Source organism: Vannielia sp., assembly GCF_029212645.1.
GTDB lineage: Bacteria > Pseudomonadota > Alphaproteobacteria > Rhodobacterales > Rhodobacteraceae > Vannielia.
Genome location: NZ_JARGND010000006.1, coordinates 49,726 through 68,312, shown reverse-complemented (window position 1 = coordinate 68,312; position 18,587 = coordinate 49,726). Strand labels below are relative to the sequence as shown.

Annotated in this window: 17 protein-coding genes; 11 read left to right on the top strand and 6 right to left on the bottom strand. The window is 62.9% G+C overall.

The features are described from left to right. The first annotated feature begins 12 nt into the window (after positions 1 to 12). Positions 13 to 681, top strand: coding sequence for a thiamine diphosphokinase (locus P1U55_RS03490; RefSeq protein ID WP_301046110.1), 669 nt, complete (start codon positions 13 to 15; stop codon positions 679 to 681). On the opposite strand, the gene P1U55_RS03485 is transcribed toward P1U55_RS03490, so the two are convergent. Both P1U55_RS03485 and P1U55_RS03480 read right to left on the bottom strand, forming a co-directional pair. Further along, a complete protein-coding gene (locus P1U55_RS03485) occupies positions 620 to 1,543 on the bottom strand; it encodes a DMT family transporter (RefSeq protein ID WP_301046109.1) in 924 nt (307 codons plus the stop codon). The two genes, P1U55_RS03490 and P1U55_RS03485, sit on opposite strands and share 62 nt — an antisense overlap. A 712-nt stretch (positions 1,544 to 2,255) precedes the next feature. Next, the gene (locus P1U55_RS03480) at positions 2,256 to 3,509 is read right to left on the bottom strand and encodes a M24 family metallopeptidase (RefSeq protein WP_301046108.1); all 1,254 of its coding nucleotides are present in this window, start codon (positions 3,507 to 3,509) and stop codon (positions 2,256 to 2,258) included. Positions 3,510 to 3,847: 338 nt separating this feature from the next. Between P1U55_RS03480 and P1U55_RS03475 the strand changes: the two genes are divergently transcribed. Then, positions 3,848 to 4,342, top strand: coding sequence for a hypothetical protein (locus tag P1U55_RS03475; RefSeq protein WP_301046107.1), 495 nt, complete (start codon positions 3,848 to 3,850; stop codon positions 4,340 to 4,342). A gap of 485 nt (positions 4,343 to 4,827) precedes the next feature. On the opposite strand, the gene P1U55_RS03470 is transcribed toward P1U55_RS03475, so the two are convergent. After that, positions 4,828 to 5,199, bottom strand: a complete 372-nt coding sequence (locus P1U55_RS03470) for a DsrE family protein (protein ID WP_301046106.1) — start codon at positions 5,197 to 5,199, stop codon at positions 4,828 to 4,830. Positions 5,200 to 5,472: 273 nt separating this feature from the next. On the opposite strand from P1U55_RS03470, the gene P1U55_RS03465 reads away from it, so the two are divergent. Beyond that, positions 5,473 to 6,630, top strand: coding sequence for a crosslink repair DNA glycosylase YcaQ family protein (locus P1U55_RS03465; RefSeq protein WP_301046105.1), 1,158 nt, complete (start codon positions 5,473 to 5,475; stop codon positions 6,628 to 6,630). A 4-nt stretch (positions 6,631 to 6,634) separates the two neighbouring features. Here P1U55_RS03465 and P1U55_RS03460 read toward each other — a convergent pair whose 3' ends face one another. Then, the gene (locus P1U55_RS03460) at positions 6,635 to 7,264 is read right to left on the bottom strand and encodes a 5'-methylthioadenosine/S-adenosylhomocysteine nucleosidase (protein ID WP_301046104.1); all 630 of its coding nucleotides are present in this window, start codon (positions 7,262 to 7,264) and stop codon (positions 6,635 to 6,637) included. A 152-nt stretch (positions 7,265 to 7,416) separates the two neighbouring features. Beyond that, a complete protein-coding gene (locus tag P1U55_RS03455) occupies positions 7,417 to 8,790 on the bottom strand; it encodes an L-serine ammonia-lyase (RefSeq protein ID WP_301046103.1) in 1,374 nt (457 codons plus the stop codon). Positions 8,791 to 9,024: 234 nt separating this feature from the next. Here P1U55_RS03455 and P1U55_RS03450 point away from each other — a divergent pair, with 234 nt between their 5' ends. The 8 genes from P1U55_RS03450 to P1U55_RS03415 all read left to right on the top strand — a co-directional run bounded on the left by P1U55_RS03450 (position 9,025) and on the right by P1U55_RS03415 (position 17,467). Then, positions 9,025 to 9,555 carry a GNAT family N-acetyltransferase gene (locus tag P1U55_RS03450; RefSeq protein ID WP_301046102.1) on the top strand — a complete coding sequence of 177 codons (531 nt, stop codon included), beginning with the start codon at positions 9,025 to 9,027 and terminating at the stop codon, positions 9,553 to 9,555. 62 nt (positions 9,556 to 9,617) lie between these two features. After that, positions 9,618 to 10,529: a cation diffusion facilitator family transporter gene (locus P1U55_RS03445; protein ID WP_301046101.1), complete on the top strand. Its 912-nt coding sequence runs from the start codon at positions 9,618 to 9,620 to the stop codon at positions 10,527 to 10,529. 268 nt (positions 10,530 to 10,797) lie between these two features. Next, positions 10,798 to 11,580: a ribose-5-phosphate isomerase RpiA gene (rpiA, locus tag P1U55_RS03440; protein WP_301046100.1), complete on the top strand. Its 783-nt coding sequence runs from the start codon at positions 10,798 to 10,800 to the stop codon at positions 11,578 to 11,580. Between the two features lie 39 nt (positions 11,581 to 11,619). Beyond that, positions 11,620 to 12,987, top strand: coding sequence for a glutathione-disulfide reductase (gorA, locus tag P1U55_RS03435; RefSeq protein ID WP_301046099.1), 1,368 nt, complete (start codon positions 11,620 to 11,622; stop codon positions 12,985 to 12,987). Between the two features lie 143 nt (positions 12,988 to 13,130). Continuing rightward, the gene (hflK, locus tag P1U55_RS03430) at positions 13,131 to 14,354 is read left to right on the top strand and encodes an FtsH protease activity modulator HflK (protein ID WP_301046098.1); all 1,224 of its coding nucleotides are present in this window, start codon (positions 13,131 to 13,133) and stop codon (positions 14,352 to 14,354) included. Beyond that, positions 14,354 to 15,472, top strand: coding sequence for a protease modulator HflC (hflC, locus tag P1U55_RS03425; RefSeq protein ID WP_301046097.1), 1,119 nt, complete (start codon positions 14,354 to 14,356; stop codon positions 15,470 to 15,472). Before hflK ends, hflC begins: the two co-directional genes overlap by 1 nt. A 2-nt stretch (positions 15,473 to 15,474) precedes the next feature. Further along, entirely contained in the window at positions 15,475 to 15,669 is a 195-nt protein-coding gene (locus tag P1U55_RS03420; protein ID WP_301046096.1) for a DUF2065 domain-containing protein, read from the top strand. A 391-nt stretch (positions 15,670 to 16,060) separates the two neighbouring features. Further along, the gene (locus P1U55_RS03415; RefSeq protein WP_301046135.1) at positions 16,061 to 17,467 is read left to right on the top strand and encodes a Do family serine endopeptidase; all 1,407 of its coding nucleotides are present in this window, start codon (positions 16,061 to 16,063) and stop codon (positions 17,465 to 17,467) included. Positions 17,468 to 17,623: 156 nt separating this feature from the next. Here P1U55_RS03415 and P1U55_RS03410 read toward each other — a convergent pair whose 3' ends face one another. Continuing rightward, positions 17,624 to 18,586: an alpha/beta hydrolase gene (locus tag P1U55_RS03410; protein ID WP_301046095.1), complete on the bottom strand. Its 963-nt coding sequence runs from the start codon at positions 18,584 to 18,586 to the stop codon at positions 17,624 to 17,626. Position 18,587: the final 1 nt, after the last annotated feature.

Sequence of the window (18,587 nt, the reverse complement as noted above, 5' to 3'; positions counted from 1 at the left end):
CAAGAGGGGCGCATGACGGATTTCCTGATCGATTCCCCTGAAAACATTACGCTTCTGGGTGGTGGAGAGGTTAGCGAGCCTTGCCTTAAAATCGCCTTAATGCGCGCTCCTTTGTTGATTTGTGCCGATGGCGGCGGTGATGTGGCGCTGAAGTATGGGTTAAAACCTGGCGCGGTGATCGGCGATTTCGACAGTTTGAGCGCCTCGGCGCGGGCCAATCTGCCCCGCGACACCCTGCATCACATCCCCGAACAGGACAGCACGGATTTTGAGAAATGTCTCGCGCGGGTGCGCGCGCCGTTGGTGCTGGCGGTGGGCTTTCTGGGTGCGCGGCTTGATCATCAACTGGCGGCGCTGACCGCGATCACCGCCTGCTCCCGTCCGGTGGTGCTGCTCGGCGCCGAGGATATCGCCTTTGCCCTGCCGCCCGAGATCAGCCTTGCGCTGCCGCCAGACAGCCGCTTTTCTCTTTACCCGCTGGCCCCTGTCACAGGCCGCTCAAAGGGGCTGGAATGGCCGATCGACGGGCTCACCTTTACCCCGGCGGGGCGGATTGGCACCTCCAACCGGGTGACCGGGCCGGTTCACCTGCAAATGGACGCGCCCGGCATGGTCGCGATCACGCCGCCGGAGGCGCTGGACGCTGTGATTGCCGCCCTAACCGCTGCTCCCGCCAAATGATGTAAAGCCCCGCTGCAATCGTCACCCCGATGCCGCCAAGCGCAAGGCCATTGGGGAAATCCTTGAAAACCAGCCAGCCCACCAGGGTCGAGAAGGGGATCTCAAGATATTGCATCGGCGCAAGCGTGGTGGTGGGGGCGTAGCGCAGGCTCCAGGTCATGACCAGATGCGCCATCGTGCCGACGCCGCCCATCGCAAGGATCAGCCCCCATGTGGCGGGGGCAGGGGTGATGGTGTTGAACTCTTCCCACAGGCTGCCATCGGCCACCAGCAGGAGCGGTGCCAGCAGCAGGGTGCCGAGCAGCCCGCTCATGGCCTGCATCGAGACCGGGTCCACATCCGCGCGCATCGCCCGCGTCACCAACATGAAGAACGAGAAGTTCACCGCCACCCCCAGCGGCAGCAACGCGGCCCAGCCAACCGCAACGAAGGAGGGCTGGATCACCATGCAGGTGCCAACAAAACCCACCGCGCAGGCCGTCAAACGGCGTGAGCCGATCTCTTCCCCCAAAAACGCCCAGCCCAACAGCAACAGCAGAAACGGCATCACAAAGGCAATCGCCACCGCATCTGCCAGCGGCAAGAACCGCAGGCTGAGAAACATCATGCTGATCCCGAGGGTATGCAGCACCGTGCGGATCACCGTAAAGCCAAAGGCACGGCGACTCATCCGCAGCGTGCGGGCGCTGAACCGCACAATCGGCAACAGAATCGCCGCCTGAATCGCAAAGCGGAAAAACACCAACTGGCTGAGCGGCACCTGCCCGCCCAGAAGCTTGGCCAGCGCGTCGCCCAAGGGCGCCAACAGGCAAAACCCCAGCATGAGCGCAATGCCTAAAAGGGGGCGGTCCGCATGTTGCATGACAATGTCATATTTCGCGCCGCCGCCCCCCGCAAGCCGCCGCCCCGCAAACCAAAACGCCAAGGGCGTTTCCCGGCGTGTCACCTTCGGCGAAACGCGCCGCCCCGATGTGACAGCTATTCCGGGCAATGCCTCAAAGCGGTCTACGCAACCATGAATGACAGCACGTCCGGGCCTTTCGGAGAAGCGCCCTCTCTCCAGCACGCCAACCGTTTCAGCCCCGCGCACCGGCGCGTGATCCGTGTTTCGCCCCGCCCAGCTGACCGCCGCAAATACCTCCACCGCCCGCCCAGGAACCGCCTCAGCGGCCCAAGCTGCGACATCCTTGCCCTGACATCACTTGCAAAGCGCGTCGCAAATCATCGAGCCGGGCTATCAACCGAAAATCCCCCCCTCGCCCTATCCACCCTCAATGCCCCGGATGCCACGGCCAAGCGCTGCCTCCTTGGCAAGCTACCTCCCGGCCTCTGCCATGGTGGGTTTCTCCAACATCCACCCAACCTATCTCTCCGGGCCAAGAGGGCGCCGCGCCCAGATCAGCCGCCGCCCGGTCCCAATGATGCACTGGCAGTTTGCATCCCGGCTCGTCCCCCAACCGCTCACCTGCGGCCCGCCGAAACCCTGCTTCTCATCGCTCTTCAAATATCCTGCGGGGGTGCGGGGGTGCAAAACCCCCGCCCGGCGGTGCCACCCGGCACCACACCCGCCCCGGTCAAGGCTTCACCAGCAACCCGGCAGGTGTGTTGGCAAGGTATTCGGAACTGGCTTCGTTGATCAGCATGGTCTCTGTCAGCTCGATCCCACCATCATCCAGCCAAAGCCCCGGCATGAAGTGAAACACCATCCCCGGACGAAGTTCGGTCATATCCCCCTGGCGCAGGCTCATCGTGCGCTCGCCCCAATCGGGCGGGTAAGACAGGCCCACCGAATAGCCACAGCGGCTGTCTTTCTCAAAGCCATACCGGCTGAGTGTGCTGGAAAACGCCCTTGCCACATCCTCACAGGCCGCGCCGGGGCGCGCTGAGCCCATCACCGCCGCCGTGGCTGCCATCAGCGCCTCTTCGGCGCGGCGATACTTGGCGGGTGGCTCGCCAAAAAACAGGGTACGGCTCTGCGGGCAATGGTAGCGGCGGTGGCAGCCGGCGATCTCAAAGAAGGTCGGCAAGCCCCGCGGAATGGGCGCGCCGTCCCAGGTCAAATGCGGCGCTGTGGCATCTTTCCCCGAGGGCGTCATCGGCACAATCGCGGGGTAATCGCCCCAGGCGCCACGGGTGCCCAGCGTGCCGGTTTTCAGGATCTCGGCGACCAGCGCGTTTTTCTGCATCCCCGGTTCAGCCAGCTCGGCAATGGTGGCGTGCATCTCCGTCACGATCTCGCCCGCACGCCGCATATAGCTGATCTCGGCGGGCGATTTCACCGCGCGGCACCAGTTCACCAGGCCGGTCGCATCGGCCAGATCGGCCTCCGGCAACCCTTTGCCAAGCGCAATATGCGCCGCCGCGCTGTAATAGTAATTGTCCAGCTCCACCCCGATCCGCGCCTTGGCGAAACCCGCATCGCTGACCAGCTTGGCAAGCTCGGTCATCGGATGCGCCTCGGGGTTTTGCACCAGCCAATCCTCATAGCCGACAATACGGTCATGCCCCATCCACACCGTTCGCCTGGCCCCGGCGGCATCCATCCCACGGCCCCACCAGATCGGATCATCGTGCAGCCCCACCAGCACCGACTGATGCACATAAAACGACCAGCCATCATACCCGGTGAGCCAACACATGTTGGAAGGGTCGGTGATCACCAGCGCCTCCAGCCCGGCCTCCTCCATCGAGGCGCGCACTGTTGCCAGCCGCTCATGGTATTCAGTGCGCGCAAAGGCCAGCTCCGAGGAGGGCAGCGCAGAGGCGGGCAGGGTGGCCGCAGATTGCAGCGACATCGGAGCGGAGCGGGTGCGGGTCTTGCTTGTCATAAGCGCAAGACTGCGGGCGATGGCGGGGGGAGGCAAGGGCGAAGTGCAAGCGCGGCGGAGCGGGTTAACCTTGAGCCTATTCCGCAAGCTCCAACCTCCCTGCACAACCCATTATTGCAGCACATCCTCAGCGCCATACCCGCCACACACCCACCGGCAACAGGACAATGACGCCCAGCGGTCGCCCCCCCGTAAGAATACACCTGTAAACCCCTGAGATCAGAGCCAGATCGTCTCATCCCAAACGCGATCCACCAGATGCCGGGGCTGAACACTTGGACAACGAAGGTCAAATTGATACCATCCCAAATAAACAAGGATCAATCTGGAGACTACAAATGAAAAAGCTCATTACATCATGCGCGGCACTCTTACTGACAGCCGGTATGGCTCACGCTGATATGTCGATCCAATTGGGCGGTGGCTGGGATGGCAAAACGGTGCCTGAAGGGCAGCAATGCACTCTCTTTGATGGGAACGGTTCTACCCCCCCGATGCAAATCAGCAGCCTGCCGAGCGGAACAGCTTTGGTACATGTCGAGTTCAATGACCGCGATTACCCACCGCTCTCGGAAAATGGCGGCCATGGCGTCATCGGATATCCGGTAGAAGGCTCATCTGCGGATATTTACTCTGTACCGGGCCTGGCCGGAGAATTGCCGGGTGACGCCAAGGTGGTTTCGCCAGCAAAAGGCACCGGAGAATATGCCTCAGACGGCTACATGCCGCCTTGCTCTGGCGGAAAGGGAAACAATTACTTTGCCGTCGTGAAAGCAATCTCATCTTCGGGAGACGTTATAGAAGAGCAAGTAGTTGAAATGGGTCAGTATTAAGTTCAAGACCACCCATTGAGTCTGGCCGGGCAGCATGGTTCACCGTTCGAAAATCGAGCGGTGACATGCCTGCTCTGTTCTGGCTGAGCAACACACAAATGGCACATCTGGAACCCCGTTTCTCGATGTGCCACAGCACGCCGCGCGACGACGCCCGGCGCGGTCTGAGTGGGGTTATCTTCATAAAGTGCAATGGCTTACGCTGGCGTGATGCGCTGAAAGACTATGGATCACATAAGACGCTTCAACCGTTGGACGCGGTGGAGCGATAGGGGCGACTTTGCGCAGATGATAGCTGGCCTTGCGCAGCGCCACGAGAAAAAGTCAGCGATAATCCCCCCGCATCAAAACGTCGTTTCGATTGCGGGGCAGGTGGCGCAACCTAAATGAAAGCCCATCGCAGCGCGTCCAGTATGGGCGTAAAAAGGGGGCGCGAAAAAGGGGGCGTGGTCGCCGGATCGTTGCCCGCCAACCCCGCGCTTTGCTCAGGTGATCTGGAGCGAGCCGTTGCTGGCCATCAGCAGCTCCACCACTTCCGGCGCGGTGATGATCTCATAATCGGGGACCATCTGCTCGGCGGTAAAGCCGTTGTGGATCATGCAGGAGCCGCAAATCCCGATCCGCCCGCCGCCTGCCAGATAGGCTTTCAGCAGGTCGCCCACCGGCTCAAAGGGCTTGCCCACATCAAGCTCGTCCATCGCTTCGGGCAGGCCCAGTTCCACCGCTTCAACCATCAGCAAAACCATCGCACTATGGCCCGCCTTCACGGCGTTGAGCGCCATGGTCATCGCCACGGTCACCTTTGCGGGGTTGGATTTTCCGTCAAACAGGGTTGTCACAAAATCGGCTGTCTGCATGTTTTTCTCCTGAGCGGCGCGGCGCTTGGCCGTTGCCGCGTTGGTGTCACCCCGGCGGGGCGCATTGTGGTTCTTCCGGCACGTCGGCGAGCCTTGGCTCTGCTGCCCCGGTCCCCCATAGCTAACCCTCAAAATCAAGATTTCGAATGTATTCGCCCGGCCACAGTGTCGCATCCCGCCACTGTCAGCAGACACCCCTAACCGCCCCTCCGCCCCATTGCCCGCCGCCCCTCCGCCGCGCTAGGCATGGGGCGATCTCACCCGGAGCCGCCCTTGACCGCCCTGCATATCTCCAACAGCGCCGCCCGCGGGCTTTGGCTGGCCACCAACCACCTCGCCACCGCCCCCACCGGGCGCAGCGATATGGCGGCGCTCATCCATGACCTTGGCTTCGTGCAGCTTGATACGATCCAGGTGATCTCGCGCGCCCACCACCATATCCTGTGGAGCCGCGCGCAAAGCTACCGCGAGCCGATGCTCGATAAGCTCCTCGCCCGTGATCGCGCGGTGTTTGAGCATTTCACCCATGATGCCTCGGTGCTGCCGATGGAATTTCTGCCGATGTGGCAACGCCAATTCACCCGGATGAAGGCCAAGGTCGCGCGCTCCTCGTGGTTCGGCAAACACCTCGATACCAGCCTGCTCGCCAGCGTGAAGCGCCAGATCGCCGAGCATGGCCCCGCCTGCACCCGCCATTTCGACACCCAAATCGAAGGCCCGCGCAAAATGTGGCGCCGCCCGCCGCATAAACTGGCGCTTGATTACCTCTGGTATGCGGGGGAGCTGGCGACATGCCACCGCGAAGGCTTTACCAAGTTCTATGACCTCGCCGAGCGGGTTTTCCCCGCCGATCTACGCCGCGCCAACCTTGGTGAAGAGGAGCAAATCAACTGGCTCTGCACCGCCGCGCTAAAGCGCCTTGGCGTCGCAACCCCCACCGAAATCCGCAGGTTCTGGGAGGCGGTGGAGCCGGGTGAAGTCACCACCTGGGCCAAGCACGCCCCGCATGTGGAGGTGGAGGTGCAATCCGCCGATGGCACCACCACCCGCGCCCTTGCTACCCCCGATATCGAGCAGCGCCTCGCCGCTCTCAAACCCGCCACGAGGCGCCTGCGCATCCTCAACCCGTTTGATCCCGCTATCCGCGACCGCACCCGTCTGAAACGCCTGTTCGGCTTTGATTACACGGTCGAAATGTTCGTGCCCGCCGCCAAGCGCCAATGGGGCTACTACGTTTATCCGCTGCTGGAAGGCGCGCGCTTTGTGGGCCGGATCGAGGCCAAGGCCAACCGCGCCGAAGGCACCCTGACCGTGAGTAACCTCTGGTGGGAGCCGGGCATCACCGCCACCCCAAACCGGACCGATAAGCTTCACGGTGAACTCGCCCGCCTGGCCCGTCTGGCCGGGGTCGAAACGGTGCGCTGGGCCTAGCGCCTCATTTGCTCAGCGCCGCCGCCAACAGATCACAGGCATGGGCGAGGTTTTCATCAACCAGATGCAAATACTCGGTCCAGTCCGCCACCCCGCCAAGCTCCTGATCGCCGTCACTGATCCCGCGCAGCGCCACCAGCTCCACCTCAAAGGCATGGCAGGCCCGCAACACGGCGAAGGTCTCCATATCGACCATCTCTGCCGGAACATCGCCATAAGCCGCGCCCGAAATAATGTTCGCCCCGGTTGATAATGTCGCCTCCGGCACACCCGGGATGGCGAATGGCAGGTCAACCACCGCAGGCAGGTCCAAAAACGGCGTTGCCCCCCTGGCAAAGCCCAAAGGCGAGGCATCCATATCCCGGTAAGACACGGCACTTGCCTGATAAACCTGCGTTTTCTGCAAACTGGCCGATCCGGCAGACCCAAGCGAAACCACCATATCCGGCAGGCCGCCCGCCGCCTCAAGCATGGCCAGCGCCCGCGTCACCACAACCGCCGCCTCAACCGGCCCCACGCCGGTAAACAGCGGCGCAAACTGCCGCCTCAGGCACGCGCCATATTCAGCATCCACCGCCATAACAAAGAGCACGCGGGTGTCGCCAATCGTTTTTATTTCAAGGCCATCCATCATTTTCACTGCCCCTGTCAAATCTGCCACCCTGCCAGAATGGCGGCCTCTCGCCCCATCCGCCCCGCCCCACACCCTAAAAGCGCCCCCGGCGGGTTCAAGCGCCAAACGATCCGCCCATCGGGTTGCCAAAGCCTTTCCCCCCCCGCGCGGCCTCAACAGTTGGGCACATTCACCGCCAGTCCGCCAAGCGCGGTTTCCTTATACTTCTCACTCATGTCCCGGCCGGTTTCCATGAGGGTCTTGATACAGGCATCCAGCGGCACAAAATGCGCGCCATCACCGCGCAGCGCCAGCGAGGCCGCACTCACCGCCTTGATCGCACCAAGGCCGTTGCGCTCGATGCACGGCACCTGCACCAATCCGCGCACCGGATCACAGGTCATGCCCAGATGATGTTCCAGCGCGATCTCGGCGGCGTTTTCCACCTGCGCCACGCTGCCCCCCATCACCGCGCACAGCCCCGCTGCCGCCATCGCCGAGGCCGCGCCCACCTCGGCCTGGCAACCCGCCTCGGCCCCCGAAATGCTGGCATTATGCTTGATCAACCCGCCAATCGCCGCCGCCGTCAGCAGGAAATCTCCCAGCTTGGCCGCGCTTGCCGTCGGCACATGATCCAGCCAGTAGCGGATCACCGCAGGCACCACCCCCGAGGCGCCGTTGGTCGGCGCTGTCACCACCTGGCCCCCCGCGGCGTTCTCTTCATTTACGGCCATCGCCAGCGTCGAAATCCAGTCGTTGATCACATGCGGCGCGGCCAGGTTCATGCCCCGCTCGGCCTGCAACGCTTCCCAGATCAAGGCCGCCCGGCGCTTCACCCTCAGCCCGCCCGGCAACTCGCCACGCTCATGCAGCCCCCGCTCAATGCAATCGCGCATAACCTGCCAAATCCGCGCCAACCCCGCGTCAATCTCGGCGTCCGTGCGAAACACCCGCTCATTCGCCCGCTTCATCCCGGCCACGCTGCGCCCGCTCTTGGCGGCCATCTCCAGCATCTCCGCCGCCGAGTGAAACGGAAACGGAATCTTCCCGCGCGGCGCCGTATCAACCCCGGCCTCAAGCGCCTCTTCGGTCAGCACAAACCCACCACCAACCGAATAATACACCGCGCGATCAATCACATCGCCCTGCCTGTCCAGCGCTTCAAAGGCCAGCCCATTGGGATGCAGGGGCAGGGGGGTATCGTAGTTGAACACAAGGTCATTGGCCGGCGCAAAGCGCAGCACCCCCAAACCCTCGGGCGTGATCACCCCATTGGCCTTCACCTCTGCCAATGCCGCCTCCGCCGCGCCCGCCTCATAGCTCTCGGGCAACAGCCCGGCGAGGCCAAGGATCACCGCGCGATCCGTCCCATGGCCCACCCCGGTAAAGGCCAGGCTGCCATGCAGCACCGCCTTTACCCCGTTCACCGCAAAGGGCAATCCGCGCAGCCGCTCCAAATAGGCCGCCGCCGCAAGCATCGGCCCCATCGTGTGCGACGATGACGGCCCGATCCCGATCTTGAACATCTCGAAGGTGCTGACAAACATAGCGCCACTCTGCCACCAAGCACCGCCACGGCAATCCCAAAAGCGACACATGCCGCGCCACAAAAGCCTCCCCAACAGCTAGACACCCCCTCCCATCCCTCTCAAACTGCCCCAACTCCCAATGCCCCTCAAATATCCCACGGGGGTGCGGGGGTGTGAAACCGCCGCGAGGAAACGGGGGTGCGGGGGTGTGAAACCCCCGCGAGCCACCGATCTCCACCCGGACCAACCGCCATGCTGCAAACCGCCCGCCTCACCCTGCGCCCCTTCACCCCGGCCGATCTTGCGCCCTTCGCCGCGATCAACGCCGACCCGCAGGTCATGCGTTTCTTCCCGGCCCCTTACACCCGCGCGCAAACCGCCCGGATGCTGGACACCTTCGCTGAAAAATGGCGCATCAACGGCCTCGCCTTCGCGGCGGTTGACGACCGGGGCAGCGGTGAGCTCCTCGGCATGTGCGGCCTCAACACCCCGCCCGAAACGCTGCCCATTTCGCCCTGCACCGAGGTTGGCTGGCGCCTCACCCCATCGGCCTGGGGCAAGGGGCTGGCAACCGAGGCCGCCGAGGCCTGGCTCACATGGGGCTTTGCCCGTGGCATCCCTGAAATCCTCGCCTTCGCCCCATCGCTCAACGCGCCCTCCCTCGCCGTGATGCGCCGCCTCAACATGACCGCCGCGCCGGATCTCGCCTTCAACCACCCCGCCATCCCCAAGGGTCACCCGCTGCGCCCCATGAAGGTCCACCGCCTCGCCGCGCCCGGCTGAGCCGCGCGGCCCTGCGGCCATTTAACCATTGCGACCCGCCGCCAGCGTCCTACTCTCCCGCCATGAGCAACACGCATCACCACCATATCGACCCCCAGGCAGGTGACCGCCGCATTGCGCTTGCGGTCGCCGTCAACCTGCTGCTCACAGTGGCGCAAATCATCGGCGGCATCCTCTCTGGCTCGCTCGCGCTCATCGCCGATGCGCTGCACAACCTGTCGGATGCCGCCTCCCTCGTTATCGCCTTCGTCGCCCGCCGGATCGCCCGCCGCCCGGCGGATGAAGACATGACCTTTGGCTATGGCCGCGCCGAGGTGGTGGCGGCGCTGATCAACTTCACCACCCTCATCCTGCTCGCGATCTACCTCGCTTATGAGGCGGTCCTGCGGCTGATCAATCCCACCGATGTTGAGGGCTGGACGGTGGTGATCATCGCCGCCATCGCGCTGGCGGTCGATACCATCACCGCGCTGCTCACCTACGCGATGTCGAAATCCTCGGCCAATATCCGCGCCGCCTTCCTGCACAACCTCGCCGATGCGCTCGGCTCTGTTGCGGTGATCGTCGCAGGCACCCTGATCCTGCTCTATGACTGGCGCCTGGCTGATCCGCTGATCACCCTCTTCATCTCCGCCTATATCCTCTGGCACGCCTTGTCCGAGATCGGCGGGGTGATCCGCATCCTCATGCTGGGCGCTCCGGCTGGCATGGCCTTCAGCGACGTCGCCGCAGCCATCACCGCGCAAGACGGGGTGTCCTCCACCCACAATCTCCACCTCTGGCAGATGCAAGAGCATGAACCGGCCCTTGAGGCGCATCTCGTCATCGCGCCGGGCCGCTGGGAAGAGGCCGACGCGATCAAATCCGCCCTCAAGCACACCCTCGCCAGCCGCTTTGATATCCACCACGTCACCTTTGAGACAGAATGCGCGGCCCATGCCTGCCCCTCTCCCCGGCTGATCGGCCACGGCTAGGGCGCGCGCGGCGGGTTAACCCGGCGCGGCTTTGCATTTTTGCATGTGTATCGCTTGTGCATGGGTTGTGCATCCCTTGTGCAGGCTCAAAAAACAGGCTTAACGCCGCAAACCCCCGGCCATGCCGCCAAATCTGCAAAGCCCTGCCCAGCAACATTTGCCCTCCTAGCACCGGCTATAACGCCGCGACAATTCGGGCCAGTTTCTCCTCGCACCCCGGCCTCCAACCGCCTATAACGCCCGGGATATCTGCCTGGGGATGCCGCCAATGAGTTCTGACCTATCGCCCATCGACAAAGCCAAGTTCGTCGCCGCCCGCAAAGCTGTTGATTACGTTCAGGACGGGATGCGCGTGGGCCTCGGAACCGGCTCCACGGCGGCCTGGATGGTGCGCTGCCTGGCTGAGAAAATCCGCGATGAAGGCATCGATATCATTGGCGTTCCCACCTCCACCCGCACCGCCGATCTGGCCCGCGAACTGGGCATCACTGTCACCTCGCTGGACGAGGCGAAATGGCTTGATCTCACCATCGACGGCGCCGATGAATTTGACCCCGAGCTGAACCTCACCAAAGGCGGCGGCGGGGCGCTTTTGCAGGAAAAGATCGTCGCCACCGCCTCCGATCGCATGGTGGTGATCACCGATGCCGGCAAGGAAGTGACCGCGCTCGGCGCGTTCCCCCTGCCGGTCGAGATGATCCCCTTTGGCTGGCAAACCACCAAGGCGCTGATCGAGGAAACCCTTATAAACATGGATGTTCTGGGCCGCGACACCACCCTGCGGATGAACGATGAGGCGCCCTTCATCACCGATGAGGGCAACTATATCCTCGATCTTCACCTGCGCCGCATCAACAACCCGCGCCAGCTTTCGCTGGTGCTCAATCAGGTGCCCGGCGTGGTTGAAAATGGCCTGTTTATTGATATCTGTGACGTGGTGATCGTTGGCCATGGCGATGGCCGGATTGAGCTGCGTGACATTAACGAAGGCACTGTATCAGAAGATAGAATTGATCTTCTGGAGGCCGACAACATCTTCGCTGACCTCTAGGCGGCAGGCTGGCGGGCGGATAACAAGAGGCGAGCATAGATGGATTTCGACTACGACCTTTTCGTCATCGGTGGCGGCTCCGGCGGGGTGCGTGCGGCGCGTCTGGCCAGTTCCGAGGCCGGGGCCCGCGTGGGCCTTGCGGAAGAATATCGCATGGGCGGCACCTGCGTGATCCGGGGCTGTGTGCCCAAAAAGCTGATGGTCTATGCCTCGGCCTTTCCCGAAGCCATTGAAGAGGCGCAGGAATATGGCTGGACAGTGCACCACGGCGGCTTTGATTGGAGCAAGTTCCGCAGCAAGCTTGATGCTGAGCTGGACCGCCTTGAGGCGGCATATACATCAAATCTTAAGAAGGCCGGGGTAGAGATATTCCCGCAGCGCGCGGTAATCCGCGATCCGCACACGGTTGAGCTGGCCGATGGCACCCGGTTCTCGGCGCGTCATATCCTTGTGGCCACCGGCGGCGCGCCCGCCTTCCCGCCGCTCGACAAGGCCGAAGAGTTCGGGATTACCTCGAACGATATCTTCAAGCTCGATGCGCTGCCCGAGAGCATCCTGATCATTGGCGGTGGGTTCATCGCCTGTGAGATGGCCTGCATCCTGCATGGGTTGGGCGTGAAGGTAACGATCTTCCTGCGCGGCGCGCAGATTTTGCGCGGCTTTGATGATGAGGCACGCGGCCACCTTTCCGACCATATGGAAAGCATGGGCATCGAAATTCACTGCGGCTCCTCCATCCTTGAGATGAGCCGCGAGGCAGAGGGCGCACCGATCCATGTGCGCTCCACCACCGGCCATGAGGGCGACTTTGATAAAATCCTCTTTGCGACCGGGCGTGCCCCCAGCACCGCCGGTCTGGGACTTGAAGATGCCGGTGTAACCCTCGGGCGTTTCGGGGAAATTCTGGTCAACGAATATAGCCAAACCGATGTGCCTTCGATCTATGCCATCGGCGATGTCACCGGCCGGATCGAGCTGACGCCAGTGGCGATCCGCGAAGGCGTGGCCTTTGTGAACACCGTCTTTCACGGCAAGCCCACCCCGGTTGACCACGAGCTTGTGGCCTCCGCCGTCTACACCCAACCAGAGTTTGGCACCGTTGGGATGACCGAGGCCGAGGCCGAAGATGCCGGGCCGATCGAGGTCTACTCCACCACCTTCCGCCCGATGAAATCGCTCTTTGCGGGCAAGGAAGATCGCGTGATGATGAAGCTCGTCGTGTGCAAGACCACCCGCAAGGTGCTGGGCTGCCACATCGTTGCGCCCGATGCGGGCGAAATGATCCAGATGGCCGGAATCGCCATCAAGATGGGCGCCACCAAGGAAGACTTTGACCGCACCTGCGCGGTCCACCCGACCATGGCCGAAGAACTGGTCACAATGAAAAGCCCGGTGCGGGAGAGCTGACGGCAGGCAAGGGGCTGCGGCAGGTCGTCCAGTTGAAATTGGCACTTCGCTCCCCACCTGATAGAGCAGTCCGCAAGAATTTGGATGAAAGGCCCTTCGCACTGCGTGCGAGGCAGGCCGCTAGGAGAGGAAAAGAAAAACTTATGGCTGGCAACAATGGCGGCCCCTGGGGCGGCGGCTCGTCCGGTGGCTCCGGTGGAGATAACGGAAACGGGGATGATCGGGATCGCGGCGGTCGCAGGCCCGGTGACAATCAGGGCGGCCCGCAGGGCATTCCCGAGATTGAACAGATGATGAAAAAGGGCCAGGAGCAACTGAAGGTGCTCATGGGCGGACGCGGCGGAAATGGCGGTGGGCGCAAGCCCGGCGGCTCCGGCGGCGGTGCCCCCTGGCTCACCGGCGGCACGGTCCTTCTGGGGGTAGGTGCTGCGGCACTTCTTTGGGCGTTTTCAAGCTTTTACACCGTTCAGCCCGAGCAGGAATCCGTAGAGCTGTTTCTTGGTGAATTCTACGATATCGGCACCGAAGGCCTGAACTTTGCGCCTTGGCCGCTGGTCCGCGCCGAGGTGATCGACGTGACCACCAACCGCACCGAAGACATTGGCGTGCGCCGCGGCGGCTCTGGCAATGACGGGCTGATGCTGACGACCGACGAGAACATCGTTGATATTGATTTTCAGGTGGTCTGGAACGTGAAAAGCGCGCAGGAGTTCCTGTTTGCGCTCGAACAGCCCGAAGCCACTGTGCAGGCTGTCGCCGAATCGGCAATGCGCGAAGTGATCGCACAATCCGAGCTGGCACCGATCCTCAACCGTGACCGCGCCTCGATTGAAGCCGCGGTGCGCGAGTTGATCCAAAGCGTGCTTGACCAGCAGTCGACGGGCATCAACGTGATCCGCGTCAACTTCAACAAGGTGGACCCGCCCTCGCAGCAGGTGCAGGTGACCGACATTCAGGGTCAGACCAAGACCACCTCGGTGATCGACGCTTTCCGCGATGTGCAGGCCGCCGAACAGCAGCGTGACCAGCTTGAGCGCCAGGCCGACGCCTACGCCAACGGCAAACTCGCAGAAGCCCGTGGTGAAAGTGCCCGCCTGCTCGAAGCCGCCGAAGGCTACCGCGCCCGCGTGGTGAATGACGCCACCGGTGAAAGCTCTCGCTTCCTGTCGGTGCTGGAGGAATACCAAGCCGCTCCCGAGGTGACGCGCAAGCGCCTTTACATTGAAACCATGGAGAAGGTTCTGGGGGGCGTCGACAAGGTTCTCATTGAAAATCAAGGCGGTCCGGGCGGCGGCCAGGGCGTGGTTCCTTATCTTCCGCTAAATGAGCTGCGCCGCAGCGGTTCCAACACAGGGGGGAGCAACTGATGAACCGCCTAACCTATATCCTGCCAGTCTTCGTGCTGGTGATCGCCGGGCTTTTGTCGTCGATCTATATCGTTGATGAGCGCGAACAGGTGCTTGTGCTGCGCTTCGGCCAGATTGAGCAAACCCGCGACGAGGCGGGCTGGTACTTCAAGCTGCCGCTGTTTGATGAGGTTGTGCGCTACGAGGATCGTATCCTGTCGCTCGAAACTCCGCTGATCGAAGTGACCCCGGCCGATGATCGCCGCCTTGTGGTGGATGCTTTCGTGCTGTGGCGGATCGAAGACATGGTGCAGTTTCGCCAAGCTGTGGCCCGTGGTGGCCAGCGCAAGGCCGAGATTGACCTTGGCGATATCCTCGACGGTCAGATCCGCGCGGTGCTTGGCTCGGACGGTGTGACCTCCAACACCATCCTGTCGCCCGAGCGGACCCAGCTGATGGAGCAGATCGAGGAGCGCGTGAACGCACGGGCCTCGGCGCTGGGGATCGACGTGGTGGACGTGCGTTTGCGCCAGACCAACCTGCCGGAGCAGAACTTTGATGCGACGCTCCAGCGGATGATCGCCGAGCGTGAGCGGGAAGCGATTGACGAGCGCGCCCGTGGTCAGGAGGCCGCCAAGCGCGTCCGCGCCGCCGCCGACCGGACCTATACCGAGCTGCTCTCGGAAGCCAATCGTGACTCGCGGATCATTGAAGGTCAGGCCGATGCGCAACGGAACCGGATCTTTGCCGAAGCCTATGGCCAAGACCCTGAGTTCTTTGACTTCTATCGCTCTCTCACAGCCTATGAGCAGGCCCTGCAAGGGAAAAACTCAACCATGGTGCTCTCGCCCAATTCGGAGTTCTTCAACTATATGATCAACGATGGTGTGGGTGCCTTGGCGGATGTTGCGCCAATCGCTTCGGCGGCAGACAACAGCGCCGCGATCAGGGCCGCTGAGGAAGCCGCCAAGAAGACAACCGAAGAGGCGCAACAGGCCAGCGAGGCACTGAAAGCCAGCGAAAAGGCGACCGGCGAAACCCCGGTGGAAGACGCCTCTCCCGCCGAGGAGGCTCCTGCCGAGGAGGCCCCCGCGCCGGAGGCTTCTGACATGGGTGAAACCACCGGGTCGGGCAACTAGCCATGGCCCTCGCGCTGGCCGCGCTGGGCTTTGTATGTGTCGTGGAGGGGCTGGTGCTTGCACTGGCCCCTTCGCTTTATGAAGACATCCTGCGCTGGCTCATCACGCAGCCGCTGGAAACCCGCCGCCTGATCGGCTTTCTCGCCCTCACCGCAGGCGGCTTTTGCCTTTGGGCCGCAGCCTGGCTCACTGGCTGACGCCGCTGCGCGGCGGGCTTTCGGTGGCTTCGCTACGCTCAGATAGTGCCTCGTAGCCTCGCTTCGCTCGGCAGGCCCCCTGCGGGCGATTTTTCTGCGAAAAACCGTTTTCTGGGCTCCTGCGTGTGTTTTCCTTGCACAGCATCGCGCGGCCTGAGACACTCACGTCGCGCTGACAACATCCTCACGGGCAGTTGACGCGCCGCGATAGGCCTTGAGTTGCACACCCGTGCCACTATCTGGAATGACAGACCCAGTTGATGAGGCCCCGTCCATTGCGGCCCGGCCTCGCGCCCGCAAGATCAGGGAGACCCCGAAAGTGATATCACAGGCAACCGCAATTCCCCGCCGCGCCACGCAGGCCGGACTGGCCTTCAAGGCTGGCCTCGCCATGCTGCTGGTTCTGGCGCTGTTCGCAGCGCAGAGCCTCTCGGCGCAGGCCCGCACCATTCCCGGCAGCTTTGCCGATCTGGCTGATCAGGTCAGCCCGGCGGTGGTGAACATCACCACCTCAACCACCATCTCGCGCAACACCCAAGCGCGGCCACAGGTGCCCGAAGGCTCACCTTTTGAGGACTTCTTCGAAGATTTCTTTGATCGTCAGGATCAACCCAATCGGCCGCGCCGCAGCTCGGCACTTGGTTCGGGCTTCGTGATTTCCGAGGATGGCTACATCGTGACGAACAACCACGTTATCGAAGGCGCGGATGAGATCACCATCGAATTCTTCTCCGGCGAAGAGCTTGATGCCGTGGTGGTTGGCACGGATGCCAATACCGATATCGCCCTTTTGAAGGTAGAGCCGGAAGAGGCGCTGACGTTTGTGCCCTTTGGTGACAGCGACATCGCGCGCGTCGGCGATTGGGTCATGGCGATGGGCAACCCGCTGGGGCAGGGATTTTCTGTTTCCGCCGGGATCGTTTCGGCCCGCAACCGTGCCCTTTCGGGCACCTATGACGACTATATCCAGACCGACGCAGCCATCAACCGGGGCAACTCGGGTGGCCCGCTGTTCAACATGGACGGTGAGGTTATCGGGGTGAACACGGCGATCCTTTCGCCCAACGGCGGCTCTATTGGCATTGGGTTTTCGATGGCGTCCAACGTTGTTACCAGGGTCGTGGACCAACTGAAGGAGTTTGGGGAAACCCGGCGCGGCTGGCTTGGCGTGCGCATTCAGGATGTCACCCCTGACGTGGCCGAAGCGATGGGGCTGACCCCCGCCAAAGGCGCTTTGGTAACGGATGTGCCCGAAGGTCCGGCGATGGAATCCGGCATGGAAGCGGGCGATGTGATCCTGTCGTTTGACGGCGTTGACGTGGACGATGTGCGCGGCCTCGTGAAGCAGGTCGGCAATACCGAAGTTGGAAAAACCGTGCGTGTGCTGGTGTTCCGCGACGGCAAGACCGAAACGCTGAAGGTCACCCTTGGTCGCCGTGAAGAGGCTGAAGCCGCTGTGCCTGCCTCTGCCGAGCAGGGCGGTGAGCCCGGAGCCCCCGCCGAGGCCGAGCTTTTGGGCCTCACGGTAGCGCAGCTTGATGCCGCGACCCGTGAGCAGATGGGGCTGGACGAGGCTGAGGAGGGGCTGCTGATCAAGCAGGTCGACGAAGCTGCCGAAGCTTACGAAAAGGGCTTGCGGGCAGGGGACGTAATCACCGAAGCCGGCCAGCAAAAGGTGCGTGACGTGAGCGATCTGGAAGACCGCGTGGAAGAGGCCCGCGAGGCCGGGCGCAAATCTCTGCTGTTGCTGATCCGTCGCTCGGGTGAGCCGCGCTTCGTGGCGCTTTCGCTCGACTAAGGCTTCAACCCATCAACTTGAAAAGGCCCGCCCTGACCGGCGGGCCTTTTTCATGGGTGCTGCTGTTACATTGCGCGCCTTGCGGCGCATTACATTATTTATTGGGTCAGGTAGCGACTGGTGGGGCCCACGCCAAAGGCCAGCCCGCAACAGCAATCAGGCCGAGGGCTTGGCCTTGGCGAAGTGCTCGGCAAAAAATGCTGTGGTGCGGGCATAGAACGCCTCACGCACTTCGGGCAGCTCCATCATGATCTCATGTTCGGCCCCTTCGGGCATCACCAGATCCCCATCGGGCCAGCTTGCCATGCGCTTTTGCACCGCGCTTTTGTCAACGATGCGTTCGCCTTCGCCCAGCCATGTCATGCAGGGCAGGGCAGGGGCGGGGCGGCGCATCAGGTCACGCACATCGAGCAGGGCGCGGTTGAGCCAGTTGAGGCTGGGGCCACCAAGTGACAGGTCGGGGTGCGCGGCGATCTGGCGGCGCATGTACTCCCACATTTCAGGATCTCGGGTGAGCATGTTGTCGGCAAAGGGATTGGCTTGGGTGTAAGCCTCGGGCACGGTGCCCGGCGCAAACCGATCACTCATCCGCAGGGGGCGTGACAGGGTGCTCAGCACCCAGGCCGCAGGCCGTACAATGGGATGAAAGCGGATGCCCCACATCGGTGCCGAAAAGACGCTGGCGGCAACCGGCAACCCTTCGTAGATCGCCCGCAGCCCAATCGCCCCGCCCATTGAGTGGCCGATCACCGACCAGGGCAGCGGGCGCTCGCCCTCAAGCTCGCGCACGGCGGCGGTAACGGCGGCAACGTCGCGCTGATACTCATCAAACTCGTCGATGTGGCCGGTGGCGCGCTCGGGCAGCGCCCGGTCGGCCAGGCCCTGGCCGCGCCAGTCTACCGAGATCATGTTGAACCCGGCCTTGGTATAGGCGCAGGCCGCGTGGCCATATTTTTCGACGTATTCGGTACGTCCGGGGAAGAGCAGCACCGTGCCCTTTGCCTCACCCTGCGCAGGCCACCAGCCCATGCGGATGCGCACCCCATCAGAGGTGGTCAGCCAGAAGGCCCGGCCACCGGCCGGCCCCTCGGCCTCTTCATAGAGCGGTGCCTCTTGCATG

Bases quoted from the DNA above. Each gene is read 5' to 3' on its own strand.
- P1U55_RS03460 (WP_301046104.1), bottom strand. From the start codon at position 7,264: ATGATGGATGGCCTTGAAATAAAAACGATTGGCGACACCCGCGTGCTC.
- hflK (WP_301046098.1), top strand. From the start codon at position 13,131: ATGGCTGGCAACAATGGCGGCCCCTGGGGCGGCGGCTCGTCCGGTGGC.
- P1U55_RS03490 (WP_301046110.1), top strand. From the start codon at position 13: ATGACGGATTTCCTGATCGATTCCCCTGAAAACATTACGCTTCTGGGT.
- hflC (WP_301046097.1), top strand. From the start codon at position 14,354: ATGAACCGCCTAACCTATATCCTGCCAGTCTTCGTGCTGGTGATCGCC.
- P1U55_RS03450 (WP_301046102.1), top strand. From the start codon at position 9,025: ATGCTGCAAACCGCCCGCCTCACCCTGCGCCCCTTCACCCCGGCCGAT.
- P1U55_RS03410 (WP_301046095.1), bottom strand. From the start codon at position 18,586: ATGCAAGAGGCACCGCTCTATGAAGAGGCCGAGGGGCCGGCCGGTGGC.
- P1U55_RS03470 (WP_301046106.1), bottom strand. From the start codon at position 5,199: ATGCAGACAGCCGATTTTGTGACAACCCTGTTTGACGGAAAATCCAAC.
- P1U55_RS03475 (WP_301046107.1), top strand. From the start codon at position 3,848: ATGAAAAAGCTCATTACATCATGCGCGGCACTCTTACTGACAGCCGGT.
- P1U55_RS03485 (WP_301046109.1), bottom strand. From the start codon at position 1,543: ATGCAACATGCGGACCGCCCCCTTTTAGGCATTGCGCTCATGCTGGGG.
- P1U55_RS03480 (WP_301046108.1), bottom strand. From the start codon at position 3,509: ATGACAAGCAAGACCCGCACCCGCTCCGCTCCGATGTCGCTGCAATCT.
- P1U55_RS03455 (WP_301046103.1), bottom strand. From the start codon at position 8,790: ATGTTTGTCAGCACCTTCGAGATGTTCAAGATCGGGATCGGGCCGTCA.
- rpiA (WP_301046100.1), top strand. From the start codon at position 10,798: ATGAGTTCTGACCTATCGCCCATCGACAAAGCCAAGTTCGTCGCCGCC.
- P1U55_RS03415 (WP_301046135.1), top strand. From the start codon at position 16,061: ATGCTGCTGGTTCTGGCGCTGTTCGCAGCGCAGAGCCTCTCGGCGCAG.
- P1U55_RS03445 (WP_301046101.1), top strand. From the start codon at position 9,618: ATGAGCAACACGCATCACCACCATATCGACCCCCAGGCAGGTGACCGC.
- gorA (WP_301046099.1), top strand. From the start codon at position 11,620: ATGGATTTCGACTACGACCTTTTCGTCATCGGTGGCGGCTCCGGCGGG.
- P1U55_RS03420 (WP_301046096.1), top strand. From the start codon at position 15,475: ATGGCCCTCGCGCTGGCCGCGCTGGGCTTTGTATGTGTCGTGGAGGGG.